The following is a 20,784-nucleotide window of genomic DNA, read 5'->3' as shown; positions in this document are numbered from 1 at the left end:
CAGCACGCTCTGCTTCATCGACATGCCGGCGCCGCCGACCAATGTCGCCAACCCGACGGGAAGCGTGCGGGTTTCGTCGGAATTGGTGGCGATGAGCGGCCAGAAGAAGTTGTTCCAGCTGGCGACGAAGGTGAAGATCGCGACGGTGGCAAGTCCCGGCTTGGTCAGCGGCAAGAGGATGCGCCAGAAGAAGCCGAAACGGCCGCAGCCGTCCATGATGGCGGCGTCCTCCAGCTCCCGCGGCACGGCCTGGAAGAACTGGGTGAGCAGGAAGACGCCGAAGGCATTGGCCGACGCCGGCACGGTCAGGCTGAAGATGCTGTCGACCAGGCCGTAGCTGTTCAAGCCCAGAAACAAAGGCACGAAGAGGAGTTCGTAGGGCAGCAGGAAGGTCGCGAAGATCACGCCCATGATGACGCGGCGGCCGGGGAATTGCATGCGCGCCAGCGGATAGGCGGCCAAGGCATCGACGGCCAGGGTCAGCACGGTGGTGAGGATGCCGACGACGGCCGAGTTGCGGAACCAGGTCAGCATGGGGAAGCGCTGGAACAGCGCGCCATAGGCTTCCAGCGTCGGCGCGTCCGGTATCCAGGCCGGCGGATAGGTATAGATTTCGCTTTCCGGCTTGATCGAGGTGACCAGCATCCACAGGATCGGCGCGCCCCACAGCGCCGTCACGACGATCATCAGCACATAGGCGAGCGTGCGCCCACCAAGCGATTTCCCGGCACGGTTGGAGCGCTGGTCCTGCATCAGATCGCCTTCATCAGCTTCATCTGGGCCAGCGAGAAGACCAGCGTGATCAGGAGCAGCACCACGCCCGCGGCGGCGGCCGGGCCCATTTCGAAATTCTGGAACGCGGTGAGGTAGATATATTGCACGATGACGAAGGTGCTCGCCTCCGGCCCGCCCTGCGTCATCACATAGGCCTGGCCGAAGACGCGCCAGCCATTGATGATGGTGAGCGCGGTGACCAGCGCCATGGCCGGCCGCAGCAAGGGCAAGGTGATGTAGACGAAGCGCTGCCAGGGGCCTGCGCCGTCGAGCGTGGCGGCATCATGCAACTCCTCGGAGATGTCCTGCAGCGCGGCCAGAAAGATGATCATGTTGGTGTTGACGGTCCACCAGATGGTGGTGATGGCCAAAGCCGGCATCGACCAGTGCGGATCCTTGAGCCAGGCAACCGGCTCGATGCCGATGGTTGTCAGGTAATAGTTGACCAGGCCGGTGCCCTTGTCGAACAGCCAGCCCCAGAGGATGCCGACCGTCGAGACCATGACCACGTAGGGCAGGAACACCACCGTCCTCACGAAGGCGGTGCCCTTGAGCTTCTGGTCGAGCAGCATGGCCAGAGCCAGGCCGAGCACGACCATCGGGATCGCCGTCAGGAAGACGAAATAGAAGGTGTTCCTAATCGCGGTCAGGAACAGCGGATCGGCGAATATCTGCCGGTAATTGTCCAGCCCGATGAATTCCGGCGTGCCGAGGATGTCCCAGCGCATGAAGCTGATGCCGACGGCGGCGAGCGTCGGCAACAGCATGAAGGCGATGAACAGCGCCAGATAGGGCGACAGGAAGAGATAAGCGGCGAGTGTCATGCCGCTGCGCACCGCCCCTCCTTCCTGCGCCGCTGCGCGGCGGGCGCTGGAGCGGCCCGCCGGTTGTGATGCCAGCGATGTCATCAGCCCTTCTTCAGCTGCGCGTCGAGACCTTCCTTCATCGCCTTCAGAGCGTCCGGCACCGGCTTCGAGCCGCTGAGGGCTGCCTGCAGATTGGTGACCAGCGGCGTCGGCTTGTCGAAGGAGAAGACCGACAGGTATTGCGGGATCAGCGGCTCGTAGACGATGTTGGGCAGGTCGTCGACGAAGGACTTGAAGTATTTGTACTGCTCGGTGCCGGTGAACGCCGCGCTTTCACGCACCGCCTTGCTCTGCGGGATGATGCCGACAGTGGTGGCCGGGGCGGCAAAGTTGTCGAAGAACCACTTCATGAAGGTGCCGTCGGCGGCGAGCTTGTCGTCGCTCTTCTGCTTCGACACCGCCATGCAATGCGAGTTCGCCCAGACGGCCGCCTTCTGGCCGAACACCGGCAGCTGCGCGGTCATGAAATTCATCTTCTGCGCCATGCGCAGATTGACCTCCCAAGGGCCGATGAACTTCATGGCGACCTGCTTCGAGGCGAAAGCATCCTCGCCCTTGTTGCCGCCGACCTCGGGGTTGGTCACGCCATGCACGTTGATCAGGTCGACGAGATATTGCAGCGCCTTCTGCGAGGCCTCGCTATCGACCGCAGCCAGACCCTTGTCGTCAAGGAAGGTGCCGCCATTCTGGTACATCAGGCTGAACCAGATCCAGCGCGCCGTCGCCCAGGTGTTGGGCAATTCGAAGCCGTAGCGCGTGACCTTGCCGCTGCCGTCCTTGACGGTCAGTTTCTTTGCCCATTCGAGAAATTCCTCGCCGGTCTTCGGCGGCTTGGCCGGATCGAGCCCCGCCTCCTGCACCATATCGACATTGTAGTAGAAGCCGAGCGGATGCACATCGAGCGGCGCGGCATAGACCTTGCCGTCGAAGGTCACGCCTGTGCGGCCGGCATCCGGAACCTGCGACAGGTCGAGGCCGGATGAGGCGACGACGTCGTCGATCGGGCGGATGACCTTGCGCGTGGCGAATTCCGGCAGCTCGGTGATGTGGAAGAGCACCAGGTCCGGCGCGCGGCCGCCGGCCGAGGAGACCACCCATTTGGAGAAAAGCGTATCCCAGTCGTAGCCGGTCGGCTCGACGGTGACGCCCTTGCCGCCCTTGTTGAAGGTGTCGATGACGCCGTTGAGCGCGGTGGTGTTGTCGGCGCCGGTCCAGCCATGCCAGAGCGTGACTTTCTCGTCCGCGGCGAAGGCGCCGCGCGGCAGCGCACCGGCTAGTGCTGCACTTGCGCCGAGCGCGAGCGCCTGGCGACGCGTCAGCAGGAACTTCTCGATAACATCAGTCGCCATGGTTTCCTCCCATTATGGCTTGTGTGTCAGGGGTGGTGAAGCACGCTCAGGCCGCCATCCGCCACGAGGCAGGCGGCGTTGATGAAGGGGCATTCGTCGGAGACGAGAAAGACCGCCGCCATGGCGATCTCCTGCGGCGTGGCGATCCGCCCGCCCGGATGCAGCGCCAGCGTCTTGGCGCGCGCGGCCTCGGGATCCTCAAAACCGTTCCAGTAATCGATGACCTTCTGGGTGGCGACATAACCCGGCGCCAGCGCGTTCACGCGCACATTGTTGCCGGCATATTCGATCGCCAGCGATTTGGTCAGGCCGAGCAAGGCATGCTTGGCGACGGGATAGGGAAAAGTGTGCGGGATGATGGTGAAGGCGTGCGTCGAGGCGATGTTCAAGATCACGCCGCCGCCCTGCCCGATCATCCCTGGCAGCGCCGCCCTGGCGCAGTGCCAGGCACCCTTCACGTTGACGTCGAGGTTGCGCGTCCACTCGTCCTCAGAGGCGTCGAGCGGCGTCGAAAAGACGTTCATGCCGGCATTGTTGATGACGGCATTGATCGGGCCGATGGCCTTCGTCGCCGCGGCCATCGCGGCGTCGATTGCCTCGGCGTCGGCGATGTCGGCCGTGGCATGAGCGACCTTGCCCAAACGGGCAGCGCTTTCGGCGAGCAGGTTCGCGTCGCGGTCGACCAGGAACAGCTCGGCCTTCTCGCGCAGGCAGGCCTCGGCGATGGCGTAGCCGATGCCTTGCGCGGCGCCGGTGAGGAAGATGCGTTTTCCCTCGAGGCGTCCCATCAGCGCCGCCCCAATGCCGAGGAGCGCAGATTGTCGAGCAGCACGGCCAGGAGCAGGATCACGCCGCGCACGATGTATTGGTAGAAGGCCGGAATGTTGAGCAGGTTCATGGCGTTCTCGGCGATGCCCATGATCAGCACGCCGACGATGACGCCCGACATGGTGGCCCTACCGCCGGCCAGCGAGACGCCGCCGAGCACGCAGGCCGAGATCACCGACAGCTCCAGGCCCACCGCGGCGTTGGGTTGGCCGGAGGTGATGCGCGAGGCAAGCAGGATGCCGGCGATGCCGCAGACCACGCCCTGCAGCGTGAAGATCCAGATGCGCGTCCTGTCGACATTGACGCCGGCAAGGCGCGAGGCCTCCGGATTGCCGCCGATGGCCAGCGTGTTCTTGCCGAAGACGGTGCTGTTCAGCACGAAGCCGAAAATGGCGAAGAGCACCGCCAGCACCCAGATCGGCGTCGGGATGCCGAGCAGCTTCGACAAGGCAAGCTGATAGAAATCCGGGCTGTTGATGCCGACGGCGCGGCCGTCGGACGAGATCAGCGCGAAGCCGCGCACGATCTGCATGGTGGCCAAGGTGGTGATCAGGGCGTTGATGCGGAATTTGGCGATGACCACGCCATTGACCCAGCCGACGACGGCGCCGCAGGCAATGGCAACGATGAGGCCAAGCAGGATCGAGCCGGTGTAGTTGGATGCCATCACCGCGACCATGCCGGCAAAGGCGACGATGGAGCCGACCGACAGGTCGAAATCGCGCGCCGCCAGGCAGAACATCATCGTGCAGGCGACGATGCCGACGGTGACCACGGACTGCAGCAGGCCAAGCATGTTGCGGTCGGTGAGAAAGTTCGGCACCAGCAGCGACACCAGCGCGAAGGCGACGATGAAGATGACGACGAGGCCTTGTTCGCCGAGCAGGACCTTCTTCAATCGATCGGTCATTACAAATCCTTAGGATGCGATCGCGTCGGGGGTTTTCTTGTCGGGAAGCGCCGCGGCCAGGATCGCCTTTTCGGCGAACTGGTCTCGCGCGAGCTCGGCGCTGATACGCCCCCCGCACATCACCAGGATGCGGTCGCAGATACCCATCACTTCCGGCAGCTCGGAGGAGACGACGATGATCGCCATGCCGTCCTCGGCGAGCTGGTAGAGCAGCTCGTAGATCTCCGACTTGGCGCCGACGTCGATGCCGCGCGTCGGCTCGTCGACGATGAGCACGCGTATGTCCTGCTCCGACAGCCAGCGGCCGAGGATGACCTTCTGCTGGTTGCCGCCGGACAGGTTGACGATGTCCTGCCTGCGCGAAGGCGTGCGCACCTTGAGCTTCTTGATGAAGGTTTCGGCCGTCGCGATCTCGCTGGCGCGACTCAACACGCCGAAGCGCGTGTGATGGCGCCTGGAGGAGATGTTGATGTTCTCCTCGATCGAACGGCCCTGGATGATGCCGTCATGCTTGCGGTCTTCCGAGCAGAGCACGATGCCGGCCCGGATCGCGTCATGCGGGCTGGCGGCGGCAACCGTCTTGCCGTCGAACGTGATCGTGCCGCCTAGACGCGGGTCGGCGCCGAAGACCAACCGCATCAGCTCGGAACGGCCGGCGCCGATGAGGCCGAAGAAGCCGACGATCTCGCCGGCGCGGGCTTCGAAGCTGGCCGGCGTCCGCAACCTGGCGCCGCTCAAGCCATCGACCTTGAGGCGAACCTCTCCCGTCTTGCGCGGACGAAAACCCCAGATGTCGGAAATCTCGCGGCCGACCATCTCGGCCACGACCTGATCGCGCGTCACGCCTTTGAGCGATTGATGATGCGCGGCGAGCTTGCCGTCGCGCAGCACCGTCAGGCTGTCGCAGAGCCGGAAGACCTCGTCGAGGCGGTGCGAGACATAGATGATGACCTTGCCCTCGCCGCGCAGCCGGTCGATCAGCTTAAACAGAATCTCGCTTTCGCGCGAGGATAGCGACGAGGTCGGCTCGTCGAGCGCAATGACGCGGGCGTCGAGCATCACCGCCTTGGCGATCTCGACCATCTGGCGCTCGCCGATCGACAGCGTCTTGACCTTGCGGCGCATGTCGATGTCGATGCCGGCCGATTTCAGCTTGGCGCCGACATCGTCGAGCATGCGGCGGCGGGCGATGACGCCTCCGCTTGCCGGAAACCGGCCGAGGCTGAGATTCTCGGCAACGGTCAGCTCGGGGACCAGCTGCAATTCCTGGTGGATGACGATGACGCCATTGTCGAAGGCGTCCCTGGTCGAGGCATAGGCCTGGACCTTGCCGTCGATGCTTATTGCGCCGGCATCGGCATGCTGGTCGCCGGACAGGATCTTGATGAGCGTCGATTTGCCGGCGCCATTCTCGCCCATCAGCCCGTGCACGGCGCCCTTTTCGACGCCGAACGACACATCCGACAAGGCTTTGACGCCTGGATAGGTCTTGGTGATGTTGGAGAATTCGAGAAAGGACACGGGGCCTCGATCCTTCTTGAGCATGCCAAACAGGCGGCGGCATCGAGCCGCCGCCTGTCCTTACAGGGAGGACTATTCGATGCCGAGGTCCTTGCGCACCTTCTGATAGTCGTCGCGCTTGGCCAGCGCGCCGGCGGTCAGCGTCAGCTTGGCCGGCTCCTTGTTGTTGGCGATCCAGTCATACATGTCGAGCGCCGTCTCATAGCCGTGCCGCTTGGGCGAGATGATCACCGTGCCGACGAAGCCGGTGGCGGCGGGCTTCTTGAACTCGTTGATCGCCGATTCCGCGCCGCCGATGCCGACGCCGATCATGCCGTCGGCCGGAATGCCGACGCTTTCGGACGCGCGTACGGCGCCGAGCACCGCCTCGTCATTGAGGCCGAAGGCGATCCACTTCTTGATGTCGGCATGGGCGTTGAGCACCACGGTCGCGGCGTTGAGCGCGGCTTCCGTGTCGGTCTTGGCCTGCGGCGCATCGAAGATGTTTTCCGACTTGAAACCGGCGGCCTTCAGCACCGAGATCGCGCCCTCGACGCGATCGACGGCGGTCGGCAGCTGGTCGTAGGAAACCCGGATCGCGCCGACCTCGTCCATCTTCCAGCCGCGCGCCTTCATCTCGTCAAGGATGGCCTGACCCACGGCCTCGCCGATCTTGGCGGCGGAGATGCCCATATGCGGCACGTCTTCCAGCGGCTTGCCGTCGGCGCCGACGAGACGGTCGTCCACCGTCATGAGCTTGAGATTGTTGGCGGCGGCCTTGGCGACGATGCCCGGGCCGAGCTTCACATCCGGCGTGCAGACGACGAAGCCCTGCGCTCCTTGAGCGCCCAGATTGTCGATCGCCGACATCAGCTTCTCGCCGTCCTCGGCGCCGATCTTGACGAGTGTAAAACCCTTTTCCTTGGCGGCCTGGTCGGCGAACTTCCATTCATCCTGGAACCAGGGCTCCTCCGGCTGTTTGACGATGAAACCGATCTTGGTGTCCTGAGCGTGAGCCGACGCGATCGTGGTGACCGACAAGACGGCGAGAGCACCCGCGACGAGCGCGGTTTTCAAAAGTCGCATGATTACCTCCCAGCAAACGGCCGGGCGCTCAGCCCGGATTGGCCGTGTGTAATCAATTTTATCATACCCGTCAATTGAACTGGTATGATAAATGAGATAGGTAGTCCGATAAGTAGTCGCTGGCGCAAATCATTCGTATCCGCTAAGGCCGGACCAATTGCGCGCAAACCGAAGGGTTCGCTGCCTTGGAGGAGGGGCTGAGGTGAACGAAACACCGAAGAAGGCTGACGAAGACAAGGAAGAGCGCGCGACGGCGCGCCGTCCGCGCGTCATGCCCGACGTGACCAAGGCGATCGCCTCCGACATCTTCTCCGGCCGCTATCCGGCCGGATCGTCGCTGCCGACCGAGAACGATCTCGGCATCGAATACGGCGTCAGCCGCACCGTCATCCGCGAAGCCCTGAAAGTGTTGGCGGCCAAGGGGCTGGTGCTGTCCAGGCCACGCGTCGGCACAGTCGTGTGCGACCAGGACAACTGGAACATCATCGATCCGCAGGTGCTGGCCTGGCATGCGCCGCATGCGCTGGACGACAAGCTGTTCGACGCGATCCTCGAAACCCGCCGCGCCATCGAGCCGCTGGTCGCCGAGCTTGCGGCAACACGCGCGACGCTGCAGGAAATCGCCGACCTCGAGGCAGCCTGGCAAGGCATGGCCGGCGCCGGCGAGGACCTGACGCAGTTCTCGCGCTCCGACATCGTCTTCCACCAGATCGTCTATGGCGCGAGTCACAACCCGATCTTCCGTCAGATCGGCAAGCTGATCGACACGGCGCTGTTGTTTTCGCTGGAAGCCACCGCGACGATCTCTCCGGTCCGGCGCAGGGAAGCGGCGGCGGCGCATGGCGAGGTGGTCGAGGCGCTGCGCATGCGCGACGCCGTCGCCGCGCGAAACGCGGCCGACAAGATACTCGATCTCGCCGCACGCGACCTCGTCAGCGCCAAGAAATTGAAAAACAACTGAGACCGGCAGACCGCATGAAGATCACCGCTCTGACCACCTATATCGTTCCGCCGCGCTGGCTGTTCCTCAAGGTGGAGACCGACGCCGGCATCAGCGGCTGGGGCGAGCCTGTGGTCGAAGGCAAGGCGCTGACGGTCGAAGCGGCGGTCAAGGAACTGGCCGACTATCTGATCGGCAAGGACCCGCGCCTGATCGAGGATCATTGGACCGTCATGCATCGCGGCGGCTTCTATCGCGGCGGGCCGGTCCTGATGAGCGCCATCGCCGGCATCGACCAGGCGCTGTGGGACATCAAGGGCAAGGCGCTCGGCGTGCCGGTGCACGAGCTGCTCGGCGGCAAGCTGCGCGAGACGATCAAGGTCTATTCCTGGATCGGCGGCGACCGGCCGGCGGAAGTGGCCGCCGGCGCCCAGGATGTGGTGGCGCGCGGCTTCCAGGCGCTCAAGATGAACGGCACCGAGGAACTGCAGATCGTCGACAGCCACGACAGGATAGACGCCGCGGTCGAGCGGGTCGCCATGGTGCGCGAGGCGGTCGGCCCCGATATCGGCATTGCCGTCGATTTCCACGGCCGCGTGCACCGGCCGATGGCGCGTATTTTGGTCAAGGAACTGGAGCCCTACCGGCTGATGTTCATCGAGGAGCCGGTGCTCAGCGAAAACCGCGAGGCGCTGAAGGAGATCGCCGCGCTCGGCTCGACGCCGATCGCGCTCGGCGAACGGCTTTACAGCCGCTGGGACTTCAAGCCGGTGTTCGAGGAAGCGGTCGTCGACATCATCCAGCCGGACCTGTCGCATGCCGGGGGCATCACCGAATGCCGCAAGATCGCGGCGATGGCGGAAGCCTATGACGTGGCTGTGGCGCCGCATTGTCCGCTCGGGCCTATCGCGCTGGCCGCATGCCTGCAGCTCGACGCCGTGAGCTACAATTGCTTCATCCAGGAGCAGAGCCTCGGCATCCACTACAATGCCGGCAACGACCTGCTGGACTATGCCGCCAACAAGGACGTGTTCCGCTATCAGGACGGCTATGTCGCGATACCCGACGGACCCGGCCTGGGCGTCGAGATCGATGAGGAGCATGTCAAGGAGCGCGCCAAGGAAGGACATCGCTGGCGCAACCCGGTCTGGCGCCACAAGGACGGTTCGTTTGCCGAGTGGTAAGCTGGGCGAGGAGTTCCCCGACACAGGGATTTTGAAAGGTTGCCGTTTGTCTCCGTGCAAGATTTTCTGTTCATGTCCGTGAAATCAGCGCAAACGCCGGAGATTGGTTGAAGCCGCCCCAACCTCGTCATTCTATGGCGGAGCAAGGAGCGAAGCGACGCAGCGCAGACCATAGAATCCATTCCGTGACTTGGAAGCGCCGCCACGGTGCAGAATTTTGCTCCGTTGCACGCCGTGGCGAAGGTAACGGCATGGATTCTAGGGTCTTCGCGACGGAGCTTCGCTCCTGCTTCGCCCTAGAATGACGAGGTTGGGGCGGCTTCAACCAATCTCCAACGCACGCCACCTGTCAACGCAAACAGAGGCGACCGGTCCAAGTCCCTGTGCGTGCCACTAGCGGCAAGCCGGCAAATTACTCCACTGCCTACAGCGTCGCCGGAAGCGGCTCAATCGCTGCGAGGCCGGCTTCGGTCAGCGCGTAAATGCCGCGCTCGGCGCGGGCGAACCAGCCATAGTAATTATGCTGCAGGATGCTCGCCGCGCGCGGCGAAAGGGTTTTGAGATCACGCGGTCGCTTCGGGCCGTCGGCCATGGCGGCGGCGCAGGCCAGCGCTTCCTGGCGATAAGCGGTCATGATCGGCTTCTTGCGCGTGCTTCCGCCGATGGACGGATCGCCCTTGCGGCGGTGATGCTCCTCGACCAGGCGCGAGCGCCGCCTGGGATCCCGGCGCGGCGGCAAGGCGGCGGGACTGAGCAGCAGCTCCACCTCGCCTTTCTTGCCGACACCCAGCAGGCCGAAGCCGAGACGGCGGCAGAGCGCGCGAAAGCGGCGGTCGTGCTCGCGGCCCTTGCCGCGCGCCGACATACAGGCGGCGAGCCAGACCTCGTCGCAGGCCGCCGCGCGGTCGACGGCTTGGAGAACAAGCTCGAGGTTGAATTGCAGCTTCAGCTCGCAGATGACGACGACCGGCGGCTCGCCGGCGCGCACGCCGACCACATCGCAGCCGCCGACCTCGCCCTTGACGGCGAAATCCATGCTCTCGAGGAACCGCTTCACCGGCTCGTAGAGGGAGGTTTCCTGCATGCGTCAGGCATAGCCGATTCGCGGCCGGTCGGCCCAGCGGCACCATTGCGGTCAGGGCACCGATGTCAGGCGCGATGCAGGTAATCCTCGATCGACTGGGCCTTCATCTCGATCGAAAAGCCCGGCGCCTGGGGCGGCATATAGGCGGCGTCGCGGATCACGCAGGGTTCGAGGAAGTGCTCGTGCAGATGATCGACATATTCGATCACCCGTCCGTCTTTGCTGCCCGACACGGCGACATAGTCGATCATCGACAGATGCTGGACATATTCGCACAGGCCCACGCCGCCGGCATGCGGCCAGACCGGCAGGCCGAACTTGGCCGCGATCAGAAGCACGGCCAGCACTTCGTTCAGTCCGCCCATGCGGCAGGAATCGATCTGCACCACGTCGATCGCGCCGCCGGCGATGAACTGCTTGAACATGATGCGGTTCTGGCACATCTCGCCCGTCGCGACCTTGATCGGCGCGACAGCCTTGCGGATCTTGGCGTGGCCGGCGACATCGTCCGGGCTGGTCGGCTCCTCGATGAAGAAGGGTTTCGCAAAGGCGAGGTCCTTGAGCCAGTCGATCGCCTGGTCGACCTCCCAGACCTGGTTGGCGTCGATCATCAGGTAACGATCAGGGCCGATGACCTCGCGGGCGATCCTCAAGCGACGGACGTCGTCGGCGCGGTCGCGGCCGACCTTGAGCTTGATGTGGTTGAAGCCATCGTCGACCGCTTCCTGGCAGAGGCACCTGAGCTTGTCGTCGGGATAGCCGAGCCAACCGGCCGAGGTGGTGTAGCAGGCATAGCCTTCGCGCTCGAGCGTGGCGATGCGCCCGGCCTTGCCGGCCTCGGCCCTCCTCAGGATCGCCAGCGCCTCGGCCGGCGTGATGGCATCCGGGAGGTAGCGGAAGTCGACGATGCGGACGATCTCTTCCGGGCTCATCTCGGCGACCAGGCGCCAGACCGGCTTGCCGGCTTCCTTGGCCCACAGGTCCCACACCGCGTTGACCACCGCGCCGACCGCAAGATGCATGGCGCCCTTGTCGGGGCCGATCCAGCGCAACTGGCTGTCGCCGGTCACATGGCGCCAGAAACGGCCGGGGTCCTCTTTCACCCAGTCGAGGTCGAGCCCGACGACGAGATGGCGCAGCGCCTCGATCGCCGCGCAGCAGATTTCGTTGCCGCGGCCGATGGTGAAGGTGAGGCCATGGCCTTTCAGCGACGGGCGATCGGTGTCAAGGATGACATAGGCCGCCGAATAGTCCGGATCGGGATTCATCGCGTCGGAGCCGTCGAGGCTTTGCGATGTCGGGAAGCGCAGATCGAAGGTTCTGAGGTCCGTGATTTTCGTCATTCTCTGCCTCGTGACTGAATTGCCACCCGCCTTCCCCGCCTAGATCGACCAGCCGCCGTCGATGTTATAGGCCTGCCCGGTCGTGTAGGTCGCGCCGGCCAGATAGACGGCGAGGTCGGCGATCTCTTCCGGCGTGCCGATCCTGCCCATCGGCTGGCGGGCGATGAAGGCCGCGCGGGCAACGTCATAGTCGCCCTGCGCGCGCATGCGGCCCTCGAGCGACGGACTCTCGACGGTGCCCGGGCAGATGGCGTTGCAGCGTATGCCCTTGGCGACATAATCCGCGGCAATCGATTTGGTCAGGCCGATGACGGCGGCCTTGGTCACGCCGTAAGCAAAACGGTTCGGCACCCCTTTCGGCGCGCCGGCTACGGAGGCCATGTTGATGATCGAGCCGTCGCCGCGCTCCAGCATGCCGGGCAGCACGGCGCGGATGGTGCGGATCATGGCGCGCACATTGAGGTTGAAGGCGAAGTCGAGATCCTCGTCCTTCATCTCCAAGATGGAGCCGGCATGGACGAAGCCGGCGCAGTTGAACAGCACGTCGACTTGGCCGATCTCGGCGAAGGCGGATTTCACAGCCCCGTCGTTCAGCACGTCGAGCTTGCGCGTCGTGATGCCGGGCGTCCTGGCGAGCTCGGCCAGGGCCGTCTCGTTGATGTCGGTGGCGTGGACGATGGCGCCCGCCTTGGCGAATGCCAGCGCGCTTGCCCGTCCGATGCCCTGCGCGGCCGCCGTGACGACCGCGACCTTGCCTGTGATGTCAGCCATGTTCTTGTCTCCGTGTTCAGCCGGGCCGTCGCTCGACGATGTAGATGTGATCCGCCGCCAACACGACCTCGTCGCGCTGATTTAGAACTTCGACGCGCTCGATGACGCGACCCGATCCGGGCCGTTTCGGGTCATCCTCCTTGGCGGCGATCGTCGTGCGCGTGCGGATCGTGTCGCCGATGAAGACCGGCTTGATGAAGCGCAGCCGGTCATAGCCATAGGAGAAGGCGACCGGGTTGATGACGCTCGCCGTCAAGCCGACGCCGACCGAGAAGACCAGCGTGCCATGCGCGATGCGCTGGCCGAAGGGCGTCGTCTTCATGAACTCGGCGTCCATGTGGTGCGGAAAGAAATCACCGGTGTGGCCGGCATGGACGACGAAGTCGGTCTCGGTGATCGTGCGGCCGCTGGTGAGACGCGACGAGCCGATCTCGTAGTCCTCGAAATAGGTGGTCTGTTCCATGTTCTGCCTTACGGCTTTGCGGCCAGCGGCGTCGCAGGCGCGGCACTCGATTTATAGGCGGCTTCCACCAGAGCCATGGTGTGCCAGGCGTCCTCGACGGAGCTGACCAGCTCGCTGTCCTCGCCGGACGCGAAGCGCTGGACGTTGGCCATGCGGCCGACGAAGGCATCGGGGAACCACTCGCCGGCGAGCGGGACGGTGACCCACTCCGAGCCGCCTTTCGGGTGGATTTCCAAAATGTCCGGCTCGCCGCGCGGATAGTCGAGATTGAGGCCGAGCTTGACATAGGCAGCACCCTCGGTGCCGCAGATGCGGAACTCGCAGGCCTGGTAGCGGCGGCCGAATTTGTGGTCGTGGTTGATCGACAGCCCACAGCGCACCGTGTCGCCATAGTCGAGGATGGCGCTGGTGCGGGTCTGCGCGACCTTGTGGTTGGGATGGCCGAGCGTCTTGGCGTGCACGCCGAGCGGATTGCCGAGAAGCTGGCGGATCAGGTCGAGATAGTGGATCGAGTGCATGGCGATCTCGACGCGCGGCGCCTTGAGCAGGAATTCCCAAAGTTGCCACGGCGTGTCGAGCGCCAGAAGCGCGTCGAAATCGACGACCTCGCCCAGCCATCCACGGGCGATGGCATCCTTCAGCGCCAGCATCATCGGCGCGAAGCGGAGCTGGAAATTGACCGCCGCCTTGAGTTGCTTGGCGCGGCAGATTTCCAGGATCTCGGTCGCCTCGCCGAGATAATTGCCCATCGGCTTCTGGATCAGCGCCACCGCGCCATCGGGCAGCGCCTTCAGCACCTCGGCATGCCGGCTCGGCGGCGTCGCGAGATCGAAGATTGCGTCCTTCACCGCTGCAGCCTCTTCGACCGAACGGAATGCCTTCACGCCCCATTTGTCGGCGAGCTTTTGCGCCTTCGCCTGGTCCGGATCGTAGAGGCCGGAAATCGGGAAGCCGCCCTTGCGATAGGCGGGAAAATGCGCGTCGCCGACGATCGAGCCGGCGCCGAAAGTGACGATCGGACGCGGCTTCGAGGGCTTGGGCCAGGACTGTACCAGTGATGCCGGATCGAAGGCGTCAGTCATGGTGGAAGACCTCGTCCATCGTCGCCCACCACTCACCTTCCTTGCGCGTTTCCAGCGGCTCCTGGCAGGGCATGCAGACAGACCACCATTCCTGCGTCTTCGGATCGGCGGCCATCTTGGCCATGTCGGCGGCGTAGTCGGTGCCGTGATACTCGAAATAGGAGAAAAGCAGGTTCTCCGGCCGCTTCAGGTAGATCGAATAGTTCTTGATGTTGCAGGCCGAGATCATGGCGAGAACGTCCGGCCATACGGCGGCATGGAGCCGGACATATTCCTCGACTTTCTCGGGCTTCAGCCCGAGCACCATTCCCATGCGCTGCATATCCGCCTCCCTATTTCACGATCGCCGTGGTGAATTCGGCGATGCTTCTTGCCTTCACCGAGTCCCAGTCCCAGTCGATGCCGATGCCGGGCTCGCTGGGCGCCAGCGCATGGCCATTCTCGATGCGCATCTTGGCGCCCGTCAACTCGTCGAGCTGCGGAATATACTCGACATATCTGCCGTTCTGGATGGCGCAGACCAGGCTGACATGCAACTCCATCAGGAAATGCGGGCAGACCGGCATGTCGAAAGCCTCCGCCGCGTGCGCGACTTTCAGCCATGGCGTGATGCCGCCGATGCGGCCGACATCGACCTGGATGATGCTGGCGCCGCCCTTCTGCATGTACTCGCGGAAGTGCCTGATCGAATAGAGCGACTCGCCGACCGCGATCGGTGTCGCGGTCGACTTCGACAGCCGCACATGGCCGTCTATGTCGTCGGCCGGCAGCGGCTCCTCGATCCAGGCGAGATCGAGCTCGCGCAGCCGTTCGGCGCGGCGGATTGCCTCGTCGACGGAAAAGCCCTGGTTGCAGTCGGTCATGATCTCGTAGCCGTAGCCGACCGCCTTGCGAACCGCCGACAGCCGCGCGACGTCCTCTGAACCATGGGGCTTGCCGATCTTGACCTTCGAGCCGGTAAAGCCCTTGGCCTTCGCTTCCAGCGCATCGTCGACCAGTGCCTGCGTCTCGATATGCAGCCAGCCGCCCTCTGTCGTATAGAGCGGGCAGCGGTCCTTGGCGCCTCCGGCGAGCTTCCAGAGCGGCAGGTTCTGTTTTCTTGCCCGCAAATCCCAAAGCGCCGTATCGATCGCGGCGAGCGCGATCGCGGTCATAGCGCCGATCGTGGTGGCGTGGGTGGCGAATTCGAGCTCGTGCCAGATCGCCTCGATCTGGTCGGCGTCGCGGCCGATCAGGCGCGGCGCGAGATGGTCGGCGAGAAGCCGCATCACCGAGGAGCCGCCGGTGCCGATCGTGTAGCTGTAGCCAGTGCCGGTCGCGCCGTCGGAATCGGTGATGGTGACGATCGGCGTCTCCTGGCTGACGAAGCTCTGAATGGCGTCGGTGCGCTTCACCTTCGGCACGAGGTCGACCATGCGCAGTTCGATTTTCTCGATTTTCGCCATGCTCAGCTCCTCAGCGACTTGCCGGTTTCGGCGGAAAACAGATGCGTGCGGCTCAGATCGAAGCTCATGCCGACCCTGTCGCCGGCTTTCAGCGGCTTCGGATTGAGCATGCGCGAAACCCAGTCGGTGCCGTTGAATTCGGCGAAGACCAAAGTTTCGTTGCCGAGCGGCTCGGTGATGCTGACCGGCAGCTCGACGCGGTGGACTTCCGTCTCGCCGCCGGAACTCAGGCCGTGGCCGGTGGGATAGAAATCATCCGGGCGAATGCCGAACACGACCTTGTCGCCGGCAGCCGTCTTCGACTTGAACTGTCCGGGCAGCGGCAAGCTGTCGCCGCCGCCGAAGACCAGCTTGCCGTCGCTCACCGTCGCCTCGTGCAGGTTCATCGGCGGCGAGCCGATGAAGCCGGCGACGAAGCGGGTGGCGGGACGGCTGAACACCTCGTCCGGCGTGCCGACCTGCTCGATATGGCCTGAGCGCATGATGACGATGCGGTCGGCGAGCGTCATCGCCTCGACCTGGTCGTGGGTGACGTAGATGACCGTCGACTTCACCTTGGCGTGCAGCTTCTTGATCTCGGTGCGCATCTGCGTGCGCAGCTTGGCGTCGAGGTTGGAGAGCGGCTCGTCGAACAGGAACACATCCGGATCGCGCACGATGGCGCGGCCCATGGCGACGCGCTGGCGCTGGCCGCCGGAAAGCTGCGAGGGGCGGCGTTCGAGCAGTTCGTCGAGACCAAGGATGGTGGAAGCCCCCGCCACCCGCCGATCCATGTCGTCCTTGGCCGCGCCGGCGATCTTGAGCGAGAAGCCGAGATTCTCGCGCACCGTCATATGCGGGTAGAGCGCGTAGGACTGGAATACCATGGAGATGTTGCGCAAGCGCGGCGGCAGGTCGTTGACCGTGCGCCCGCCGATGTCGATGTTGCCGCCGCTGATATCCTCCAGCCCCGCGATCATGCGCAAGGTCGTCGACTTGCCGCAGCCGGACGGGCCGACCAGCGCGATGAATTCGCGGTCGGCGATCTCGAGATCGATGCCGTGCACGATCTCCATGTTGCCGTAGCGCTTGGTGAGCTTTTTCAGCGAAACCGTTGCCATGCAGTTCAACCTTTCACCGCGCCGGAGGTGAGGCCGCCGACGAGATGTTTCTGGACGATGTAGGTGAGGGTCAGCGCCGGGATGATCATCACCACGGCCAGCGCGCACATGCCGCGCCAGTCGATGGTGAACTCGGCCGTGTAGTCGAGCAGCCCGACGGGCAGCGTCTTGGAGTTGACGGAGCGAGTCAGTTGCGAAGCCAGCGCGAACTCGTTCCAGCAGGTGAGGAAGGCGAAGATCGCCGCCGAGGCGATGCCGGGACGCGCCAGCGGGAATTCGACCTGCCAGAAGGCCTGCCAGCGCGTGCAGCCGTCGATCTGCGCGGCTTCGGCCAAGTCCTTCGGCACCTGGCGGAAGAAACCGTCGATCAGCCAGATGGTGAAGGGCACGTTGAGCGCGACATAGGCCAGGATCATGCCGATATGGGTGTCGATGATGCCCAGCCGCACATAGAGGAAGAACAAAGGCAGCGAGAGCGCGATGCCGGGCACGGTGCGCGTCAGCATCAGGCCGAGGAACATGCCCGACTTGCCGCGGAAGCGGTAACGCGCAAAGGCGTAGCCGCCGGCCATGCCGATCGCCACTGCGATCACCGTCGAGGTTACCGAGATGATCAGCGAGTTGCGGAAATAGTCGAGCACCGGAATGCCGCCTTTGCCGATGCCGCTGAACATGGCGATGTAAGCGTCGAAAGACAGTTCCTGCGGAATCCAGACCGGCGGCTTCGCCATGATCTCGACCGTGGGCCTGAGCGACGACAGCACGATCCAGATGCCCGGCAGGCAGATAACGAGCATGGCAAGGAAGAGGCCGACGCGATGCGCGACGGTCAGCGCGCGGCGCGTGAGGCGGGCGGAGGCGTTCTCGTCCATTCTCACCACTCCGCGCCGATCTGTGCGCGCGCCGCGGCGAGCTTGTTGTAGAAATAGACGGTGAAGGCGATCGACAGCAGGATCGAGAAATAGGCCATGGCGTTGGCGAGGCCCATGCGGGCGTCGCTGTAGGCGGTGCGTCCGACCAGCGTCCACAAAAGCTCGGTGCGGCCGGCCGGGCCGCCATCGGTCATGATCTTGACGATGTCATAGGCGCGCGCCACGTCGAGCGAGCGGATCGTCATGGCGATGTAGGCGAAGGGCATGACGAAAGGCCAGGTGACATAGCGGAAGGTCTGCCAGGGCGTGCAGCCGTCGACCCGCGCCGCCTCGATCGGCTCCTTGGGCATGGCGAGCAGGCCGGCCAGGATCAGGATGGCGAAGATCGAGGTCGACGACCAGATTTCGGCGATCGCGATGGCGATGAAGGCGAGATGGCCTTCGATCAGCCACGGGATGGCATCCTGCGTGATGCCCAGCGACTGCAGCGCGTTGTTCACCAGGCCGATATTGTCGTTGAACATGAATTTGAACTGGAAGCCGACCAGGATCGGAGAGAACATCATCGGGAACATCATCAGCGTGCGCAGGATGCGCTGGCCGCGTGTCGCCTTCTCGACCAGCATGGCCAGGCCGAGACCGAGCAGCATTTCAAGGTTCAGCGCGATGGTGAGCAACAGAACGGTGCGGCCGAAGGCCCACCAGAAATCGGCATTGGACAGGATCGACAGGTAATTGCGGAAGCCGACGAAGACGAAGAAGGTCTCAGGCCGCGTCAGGCGGAACGGCGTGAAGCTGGAATAGAGCGACAGGATCAACGGCAGCACCACGACCGCCGCCAGCACGATGATGGCCGGGAGCAGCAGCAGGAACGGCGCGGATGGCTTGAAGCCCTTCATCAGGATCCTGTCAGGTTTTGCATCAAACTTCGTTCCGCCATGGGCAAGGGCCCGGCCGGAACGGAAAGGCCGGTCGCGGCAAGTCGCCTCCCCCATTCGCGACGGGGGAGGCGGCCTTGAAAGCTATCGTTAGAGCTTGCCGGCGTCCTGGAGGATCTGCGTCGCCTTGGCGGCGGCCTCGTCCAGGGCCTGCTTGGACGTCTTGTCGCCAAGGATCGCCGCTTGCAGCTCGGGGTAGACGGCGTTCGAGATCTCGATCCACTCAGGCGTCTGCGGCACGGCGAAGGCGTGCTTGGCTTCCTCCTGGAAGGCGGCCAGAACCTCCTTCTTGTACGGATCGTTCTCGGCCTGCTTCAGGTCCCAGTCCCAGACCGCGGTGCGGGTCGGCAGCGGCCCGGCGGCGGCTTCCAGCTTCTGGCTGTCCTCATTGGTCAGCCACCAGACGAGCGAGGCGGCTGCCTCCTTGTTGGCGCAGTTCTCGGTCACCGAGAAGCCGTGGAAACCCGACCAGCCGGTACGCACCCCGGCAGACCCCTTGGGCGCGACCTTCACGCCGACATTGCCGGCGACCTTCGACGACTTCGGGTCGTTGAAGAAGCCGGCCCAGCCCGGCCAGTCGAGGTTGATCGCCACGGTGCCGGAGGCGAAGCCCTGGCCGAGATCGTCCCACAGGTAATTGGTGGTGCCGGCCGGCACGGCCTTGGCCTTGTAGAGGTTGACGAACCAGTCGAGCGCGCGGATGCCGGCCTCGGAGTTGAAGACGGGCTTGCCGTCCTTGTCGAGGTATTCGCCGCCCTCGGCGATCACCATCTCATAGAAACGGCCGTTGATCGCCTCTTCCTTGCCGGCGAACTGCGTGCCGTAGAAATTCGGCGGATTGGCGAAGAACTCGGCCTGATCGGTGACCTCTTTCCAGGTGTCCGGCGGCGCGAGGTCATAGCCGTATTTGGCCTTGAACTTGGTCTTGTTGTCGGCGTTCTCGTAGAGGCTCTTCTGGTAATAGAGCGCCGAGACGTCGAACTGGGCGCGCGGCAGCATCTCCAACTTGCCGTCGATGGTCGCGGCCTTGATGGTCGACGGCACGAAAGCGTCGATCTCTTCCTTTGGAAGCAGCTTGCTGAGGTCGGTGTACAGGCTCGTATATTGCGGCGCGAAGGACGAATGGTTCCAGCCGACGCACCAGTTGGTGCTGCCCGAGGCGATGTCGGACTTCAGTTCCTTGTCGATGTCGAAGCCGTTCTTCTTGGTCAGGATGTTGACCTTGGCGCCGGTCGCCTTCTCCCATTCGGGGATGCGCTCGTAGAGCTTTTCATACTGCTGGCCGCCGATCAGCTTCACGTCGATCGTCACGCCCGGAAATTTGCCGGGCAGATCGGCCGAAAAAGCGGTGCCGCTCAGCAAAAGGCCAGCCAGGCCGGCGGAAATGCCTAGAACCAGTCTCGTCATGTTCTCCTCCCATGGGCTCGCAGCGACGGCCCGCCGAGTGCGCGACCGATCGCTTAAGCTTCATTCATATGCAAATAGCATTTTCATTCCCGGGTCAAGGCGATTATGCTTCCAGCCGAATGAAGTTCATGCATATATGCAGAGCGAAATTCACTGGAGGGGCTGGTGGCCGAAGAAGAAGATGGGGACCGCTACCGCGCGCCGGCGCTGGACAAGGGACTGGACATTCTCGAATTGCTGTCGAGCGTGGACGGCGGGCTGACGCAGGCGGAGATCGCCAAACGGCTCGACCGCAGCCCGAACGAGTTCTACCGCATGCTCGACCGCCTGGTGCGGCGCGGCTATGTCACCAAGATCGACGGCGACCGCTATTCGCTGACGCTCAAGCTTTTCGGCCTCGCGCAACTGCACGCGCCAGTGCGGCGGCTGGTGTCCTATGCGACGCCGATCATGCGGGAACTGGCCGAGACGTCATGGCAGGCCAACCAGTTGGTGGTGTTCGACCGCGGCGCCGCCGTGGTCATCGCCCAGCAGGAAGCGCCGCGCTACTGGGGCATCTCGATCCGCGTCGGCTCGCATATCAGCCTGTTCGACACCGGCTCCGGCCATGTGCTGCTTGCCTTCCGCTCGCCCGAAGAGCGCAAGATGATGATCGCCGAGCACCTGCAGAGCAACGAACAGTTCGCGCTGACGCCGGAGTTCTTCGCCCGCCTCGACCAAGTGCGCGACCGCGGCTACGAGATGATGGCATCGCTGCAGACCGCCGGCGTCTACAATCTCTCGACGCCGGTGCTGGGGCCGGACGGCAGGGCCATCGCGGCGCTGACCATTCCCTATATCAC

The 20,784-nt window shown here is 64.2% G+C and carries 21 protein-coding genes; 3 read left to right on the top strand and 18 right to left on the bottom strand.

Annotated elements, in window-relative coordinates:
- The 7 genes from EOD07_RS01835 to EOD07_RS01805 form a co-directional block, all read right to left on the bottom strand.
- Positions 1–753 (bottom strand): carbohydrate ABC transporter permease (locus EOD07_RS01835; protein WP_164772025.1); only part of this gene is annotated, 753 nt, incomplete at its 3' end.
- A complete protein-coding gene (locus tag EOD07_RS01830; RefSeq protein WP_127233715.1) occupies positions 753–1,682 on the bottom strand; it encodes a sugar ABC transporter permease in 930 nt (309 codons plus the stop codon). The genes EOD07_RS01830 and EOD07_RS01835, both read right to left, overlap by 1 nt.
- Positions 1,682–2,989, bottom strand: a complete 1,308-nt coding sequence (locus EOD07_RS01825) for an ABC transporter substrate-binding protein (protein WP_127233714.1) — start codon at positions 2,987–2,989, stop codon at positions 1,682–1,684. Before EOD07_RS01825 ends, EOD07_RS01830 begins: the two co-directional genes overlap by 1 nt.
- A gap of 26 nt (positions 2,990–3,015) precedes the next feature.
- Positions 3,016–3,780 carry an SDR family oxidoreductase gene (locus EOD07_RS01820; protein WP_127233713.1) on the bottom strand — a complete coding sequence of 255 codons (765 nt, stop codon included), beginning with the start codon at positions 3,778–3,780 and terminating at the stop codon, positions 3,016–3,018.
- On the bottom strand, positions 3,777–4,727 hold the full coding sequence (gene araH / locus EOD07_RS01815) for an L-arabinose ABC transporter permease AraH (protein WP_127233712.1): 951 nt from the start codon (positions 4,725–4,727) through the stop codon (positions 3,777–3,779). Before araH ends, EOD07_RS01820 begins: the two co-directional genes overlap by 4 nt.
- 9 nt (positions 4,728–4,736) lie before the next feature.
- Positions 4,737–6,248 (bottom strand): L-arabinose ABC transporter ATP-binding protein AraG, encoded by a 1,512-nt coding sequence (gene araG, locus EOD07_RS01810; RefSeq protein WP_127233711.1) that lies wholly within the window; start codon positions 6,246–6,248, stop codon positions 4,737–4,739.
- Positions 6,249–6,320: 72 nt separating this feature from the next.
- Positions 6,321–7,313 carry an arabinose ABC transporter substrate-binding protein gene (locus tag EOD07_RS01805; protein WP_127233710.1) on the bottom strand — a complete coding sequence of 331 codons (993 nt, stop codon included), beginning with the start codon at positions 7,311–7,313 and terminating at the stop codon, positions 6,321–6,323.
- Positions 7,314–7,584: 271 nt separating this feature from the next.
- Between EOD07_RS01805 and EOD07_RS01800 the strand changes: the two genes are divergently transcribed.
- Together EOD07_RS01800 and dgoD are read left to right on the top strand one after the other, a co-directional pair.
- Positions 7,585–8,274 (top strand): FadR/GntR family transcriptional regulator, encoded by a 690-nt coding sequence (locus EOD07_RS01800; protein ID WP_082037350.1) that lies wholly within the window; start codon positions 7,585–7,587, stop codon positions 8,272–8,274.
- A 14-nt stretch (positions 8,275–8,288) separates the two neighbouring features.
- Positions 8,289–9,437, top strand: coding sequence for a galactonate dehydratase (gene dgoD / locus EOD07_RS01795; RefSeq protein ID WP_127233709.1), 1,149 nt, complete (start codon positions 8,289–8,291; stop codon positions 9,435–9,437).
- Between the two features lie 424 nt (positions 9,438–9,861).
- Here the strand turns inward: dgoD and EOD07_RS01790 are convergent, their stop codons facing one another.
- The 11 genes from EOD07_RS01790 to EOD07_RS01740 form a co-directional block, all read right to left on the bottom strand.
- Positions 9,862–10,521, bottom strand: coding sequence for a DUF2161 family putative PD-(D/E)XK-type phosphodiesterase (locus EOD07_RS01790; RefSeq protein ID WP_127233708.1), 660 nt, complete (start codon positions 10,519–10,521; stop codon positions 9,862–9,864).
- A gap of 65 nt (positions 10,522–10,586) precedes the next feature.
- Positions 10,587–11,864: an L-fuconate dehydratase gene (locus EOD07_RS01785; RefSeq protein ID WP_127233707.1), complete on the bottom strand. Its 1,278-nt coding sequence runs from the start codon at positions 11,862–11,864 to the stop codon at positions 10,587–10,589.
- A 39-nt stretch (positions 11,865–11,903) separates the two neighbouring features.
- The gene (locus EOD07_RS01780; RefSeq protein WP_127233706.1) at positions 11,904–12,635 is read right to left on the bottom strand and encodes an SDR family oxidoreductase; all 732 of its coding nucleotides are present in this window, start codon (positions 12,633–12,635) and stop codon (positions 11,904–11,906) included.
- Between the two features lie 16 nt (positions 12,636–12,651).
- Positions 12,652–13,098, bottom strand: a complete 447-nt coding sequence (locus EOD07_RS01775) for a MaoC/PaaZ C-terminal domain-containing protein (RefSeq protein WP_041007161.1) — start codon at positions 13,096–13,098, stop codon at positions 12,652–12,654.
- Between the two features lie 8 nt (positions 13,099–13,106).
- Positions 13,107–14,180, bottom strand: a complete 1,074-nt coding sequence (locus EOD07_RS01770; RefSeq protein ID WP_127233705.1) for a Gfo/Idh/MocA family oxidoreductase — start codon at positions 14,178–14,180, stop codon at positions 13,107–13,109.
- Entirely contained in the window at positions 14,173–14,502 is a 330-nt protein-coding gene (locus EOD07_RS01765) for an L-rhamnose mutarotase (RefSeq protein WP_127233704.1), read from the bottom strand. Before EOD07_RS01765 ends, EOD07_RS01770 begins: the two co-directional genes overlap by 8 nt.
- Before the next feature lie 10 nt (positions 14,503–14,512).
- Entirely contained in the window at positions 14,513–15,625 is a 1,113-nt protein-coding gene (locus EOD07_RS01760; RefSeq protein WP_127233703.1) for a mandelate racemase/muconate lactonizing enzyme family protein, read from the bottom strand.
- Between the two features lie 2 nt (positions 15,626–15,627).
- Positions 15,628–16,725, bottom strand: a complete 1,098-nt coding sequence (ugpC, locus tag EOD07_RS01755; RefSeq protein WP_127233702.1) for a sn-glycerol-3-phosphate ABC transporter ATP-binding protein UgpC — start codon at positions 16,723–16,725, stop codon at positions 15,628–15,630.
- Positions 16,726–16,730: 5 nt separating this feature from the next.
- Entirely contained in the window at positions 16,731–17,597 is an 867-nt protein-coding gene (locus tag EOD07_RS01750) for a carbohydrate ABC transporter permease (protein ID WP_041007170.1), read from the bottom strand.
- A gap of 2 nt (positions 17,598–17,599) precedes the next feature.
- On the bottom strand, positions 17,600–18,496 hold the full coding sequence (locus EOD07_RS01745; protein WP_127233701.1) for a sugar ABC transporter permease: 897 nt from the start codon (positions 18,494–18,496) through the stop codon (positions 17,600–17,602).
- A gap of 129 nt (positions 18,497–18,625) precedes the next feature.
- Positions 18,626–19,942 carry a sugar ABC transporter substrate-binding protein gene (locus EOD07_RS01740; protein ID WP_127233700.1) on the bottom strand — a complete coding sequence of 439 codons (1,317 nt, stop codon included), beginning with the start codon at positions 19,940–19,942 and terminating at the stop codon, positions 18,626–18,628.
- A 165-nt stretch (positions 19,943–20,107) separates the two neighbouring features.
- On the opposite strand from EOD07_RS01740, the gene EOD07_RS01735 reads away from it, so the two are divergent.
- A partial coding sequence (locus EOD07_RS01735) for an IclR family transcriptional regulator (RefSeq protein WP_164772024.1) occupies positions 20,108–20,784 on the top strand: 677 nt, incomplete at its 3' end.

Source organism: Mesorhizobium sp. M2C.T.Ca.TU.002.02.1.1 (assembly GCF_003997225.1).
Note: the sequence above shows the minus strand (reverse complement) of the source record. Positions and strands in the feature narration are given on the sequence as shown.

Bases quoted from the DNA above. Each gene is read 5' to 3' on its own strand.
- EOD07_RS01830 (WP_127233715.1), bottom strand. From the start codon at position 1,682: ATGACATCGCTGGCATCACAACCGGCGGGCCGCTCCAGCGCCCGCCGC.
- EOD07_RS01825 (WP_127233714.1), bottom strand. From the start codon at position 2,989: ATGGCGACTGATGTTATCGAGAAGTTCCTGCTGACGCGTCGCCAGGCG.
- araH (WP_127233712.1), bottom strand. From the start codon at position 4,727: ATGACCGATCGATTGAAGAAGGTCCTGCTCGGCGAACAAGGCCTCGTC.
- EOD07_RS01805 (WP_127233710.1), bottom strand. From the start codon at position 7,313: ATGCGACTTTTGAAAACCGCGCTCGTCGCGGGTGCTCTCGCCGTCTTG.
- EOD07_RS01800 (WP_082037350.1), top strand. From the start codon at position 7,585: ATGCCCGACGTGACCAAGGCGATCGCCTCCGACATCTTCTCCGGCCGC.
- dgoD (WP_127233709.1), top strand. From the start codon at position 8,289: ATGAAGATCACCGCTCTGACCACCTATATCGTTCCGCCGCGCTGGCTG.
- EOD07_RS01790 (WP_127233708.1), bottom strand. From the start codon at position 10,521: ATGCAGGAAACCTCCCTCTACGAGCCGGTGAAGCGGTTCCTCGAGAGC.
- EOD07_RS01785 (WP_127233707.1), bottom strand. From the start codon at position 11,864: ATGACGAAAATCACGGACCTCAGAACCTTCGATCTGCGCTTCCCGACA.
- EOD07_RS01780 (WP_127233706.1), bottom strand. From the start codon at position 12,635: ATGGCTGACATCACAGGCAAGGTCGCGGTCGTCACGGCGGCCGCGCAG.
- EOD07_RS01775 (WP_041007161.1), bottom strand. From the start codon at position 13,098: ATGGAACAGACCACCTATTTCGAGGACTACGAGATCGGCTCGTCGCGT.
- EOD07_RS01770 (WP_127233705.1), bottom strand. From the start codon at position 14,180: ATGACTGACGCCTTCGATCCGGCATCACTGGTACAGTCCTGGCCCAAG.
- EOD07_RS01765 (WP_127233704.1), bottom strand. From the start codon at position 14,502: ATGCAGCGCATGGGAATGGTGCTCGGGCTGAAGCCCGAGAAAGTCGAG.
- EOD07_RS01760 (WP_127233703.1), bottom strand. From the start codon at position 15,625: ATGGCGAAAATCGAGAAAATCGAACTGCGCATGGTCGACCTCGTGCCG.
- ugpC (WP_127233702.1), bottom strand. From the start codon at position 16,725: ATGGCAACGGTTTCGCTGAAAAAGCTCACCAAGCGCTACGGCAACATG.
- EOD07_RS01750 (WP_041007170.1), bottom strand. From the start codon at position 17,597: ATGGACGAGAACGCCTCCGCCCGCCTCACGCGCCGCGCGCTGACCGTC.
- EOD07_RS01745 (WP_127233701.1), bottom strand. From the start codon at position 18,496: ATGAAGGGCTTCAAGCCATCCGCGCCGTTCCTGCTGCTGCTCCCGGCC.
- EOD07_RS01740 (WP_127233700.1), bottom strand. From the start codon at position 19,942: ATGACGAGACTGGTTCTAGGCATTTCCGCCGGCCTGGCTGGCCTTTTG.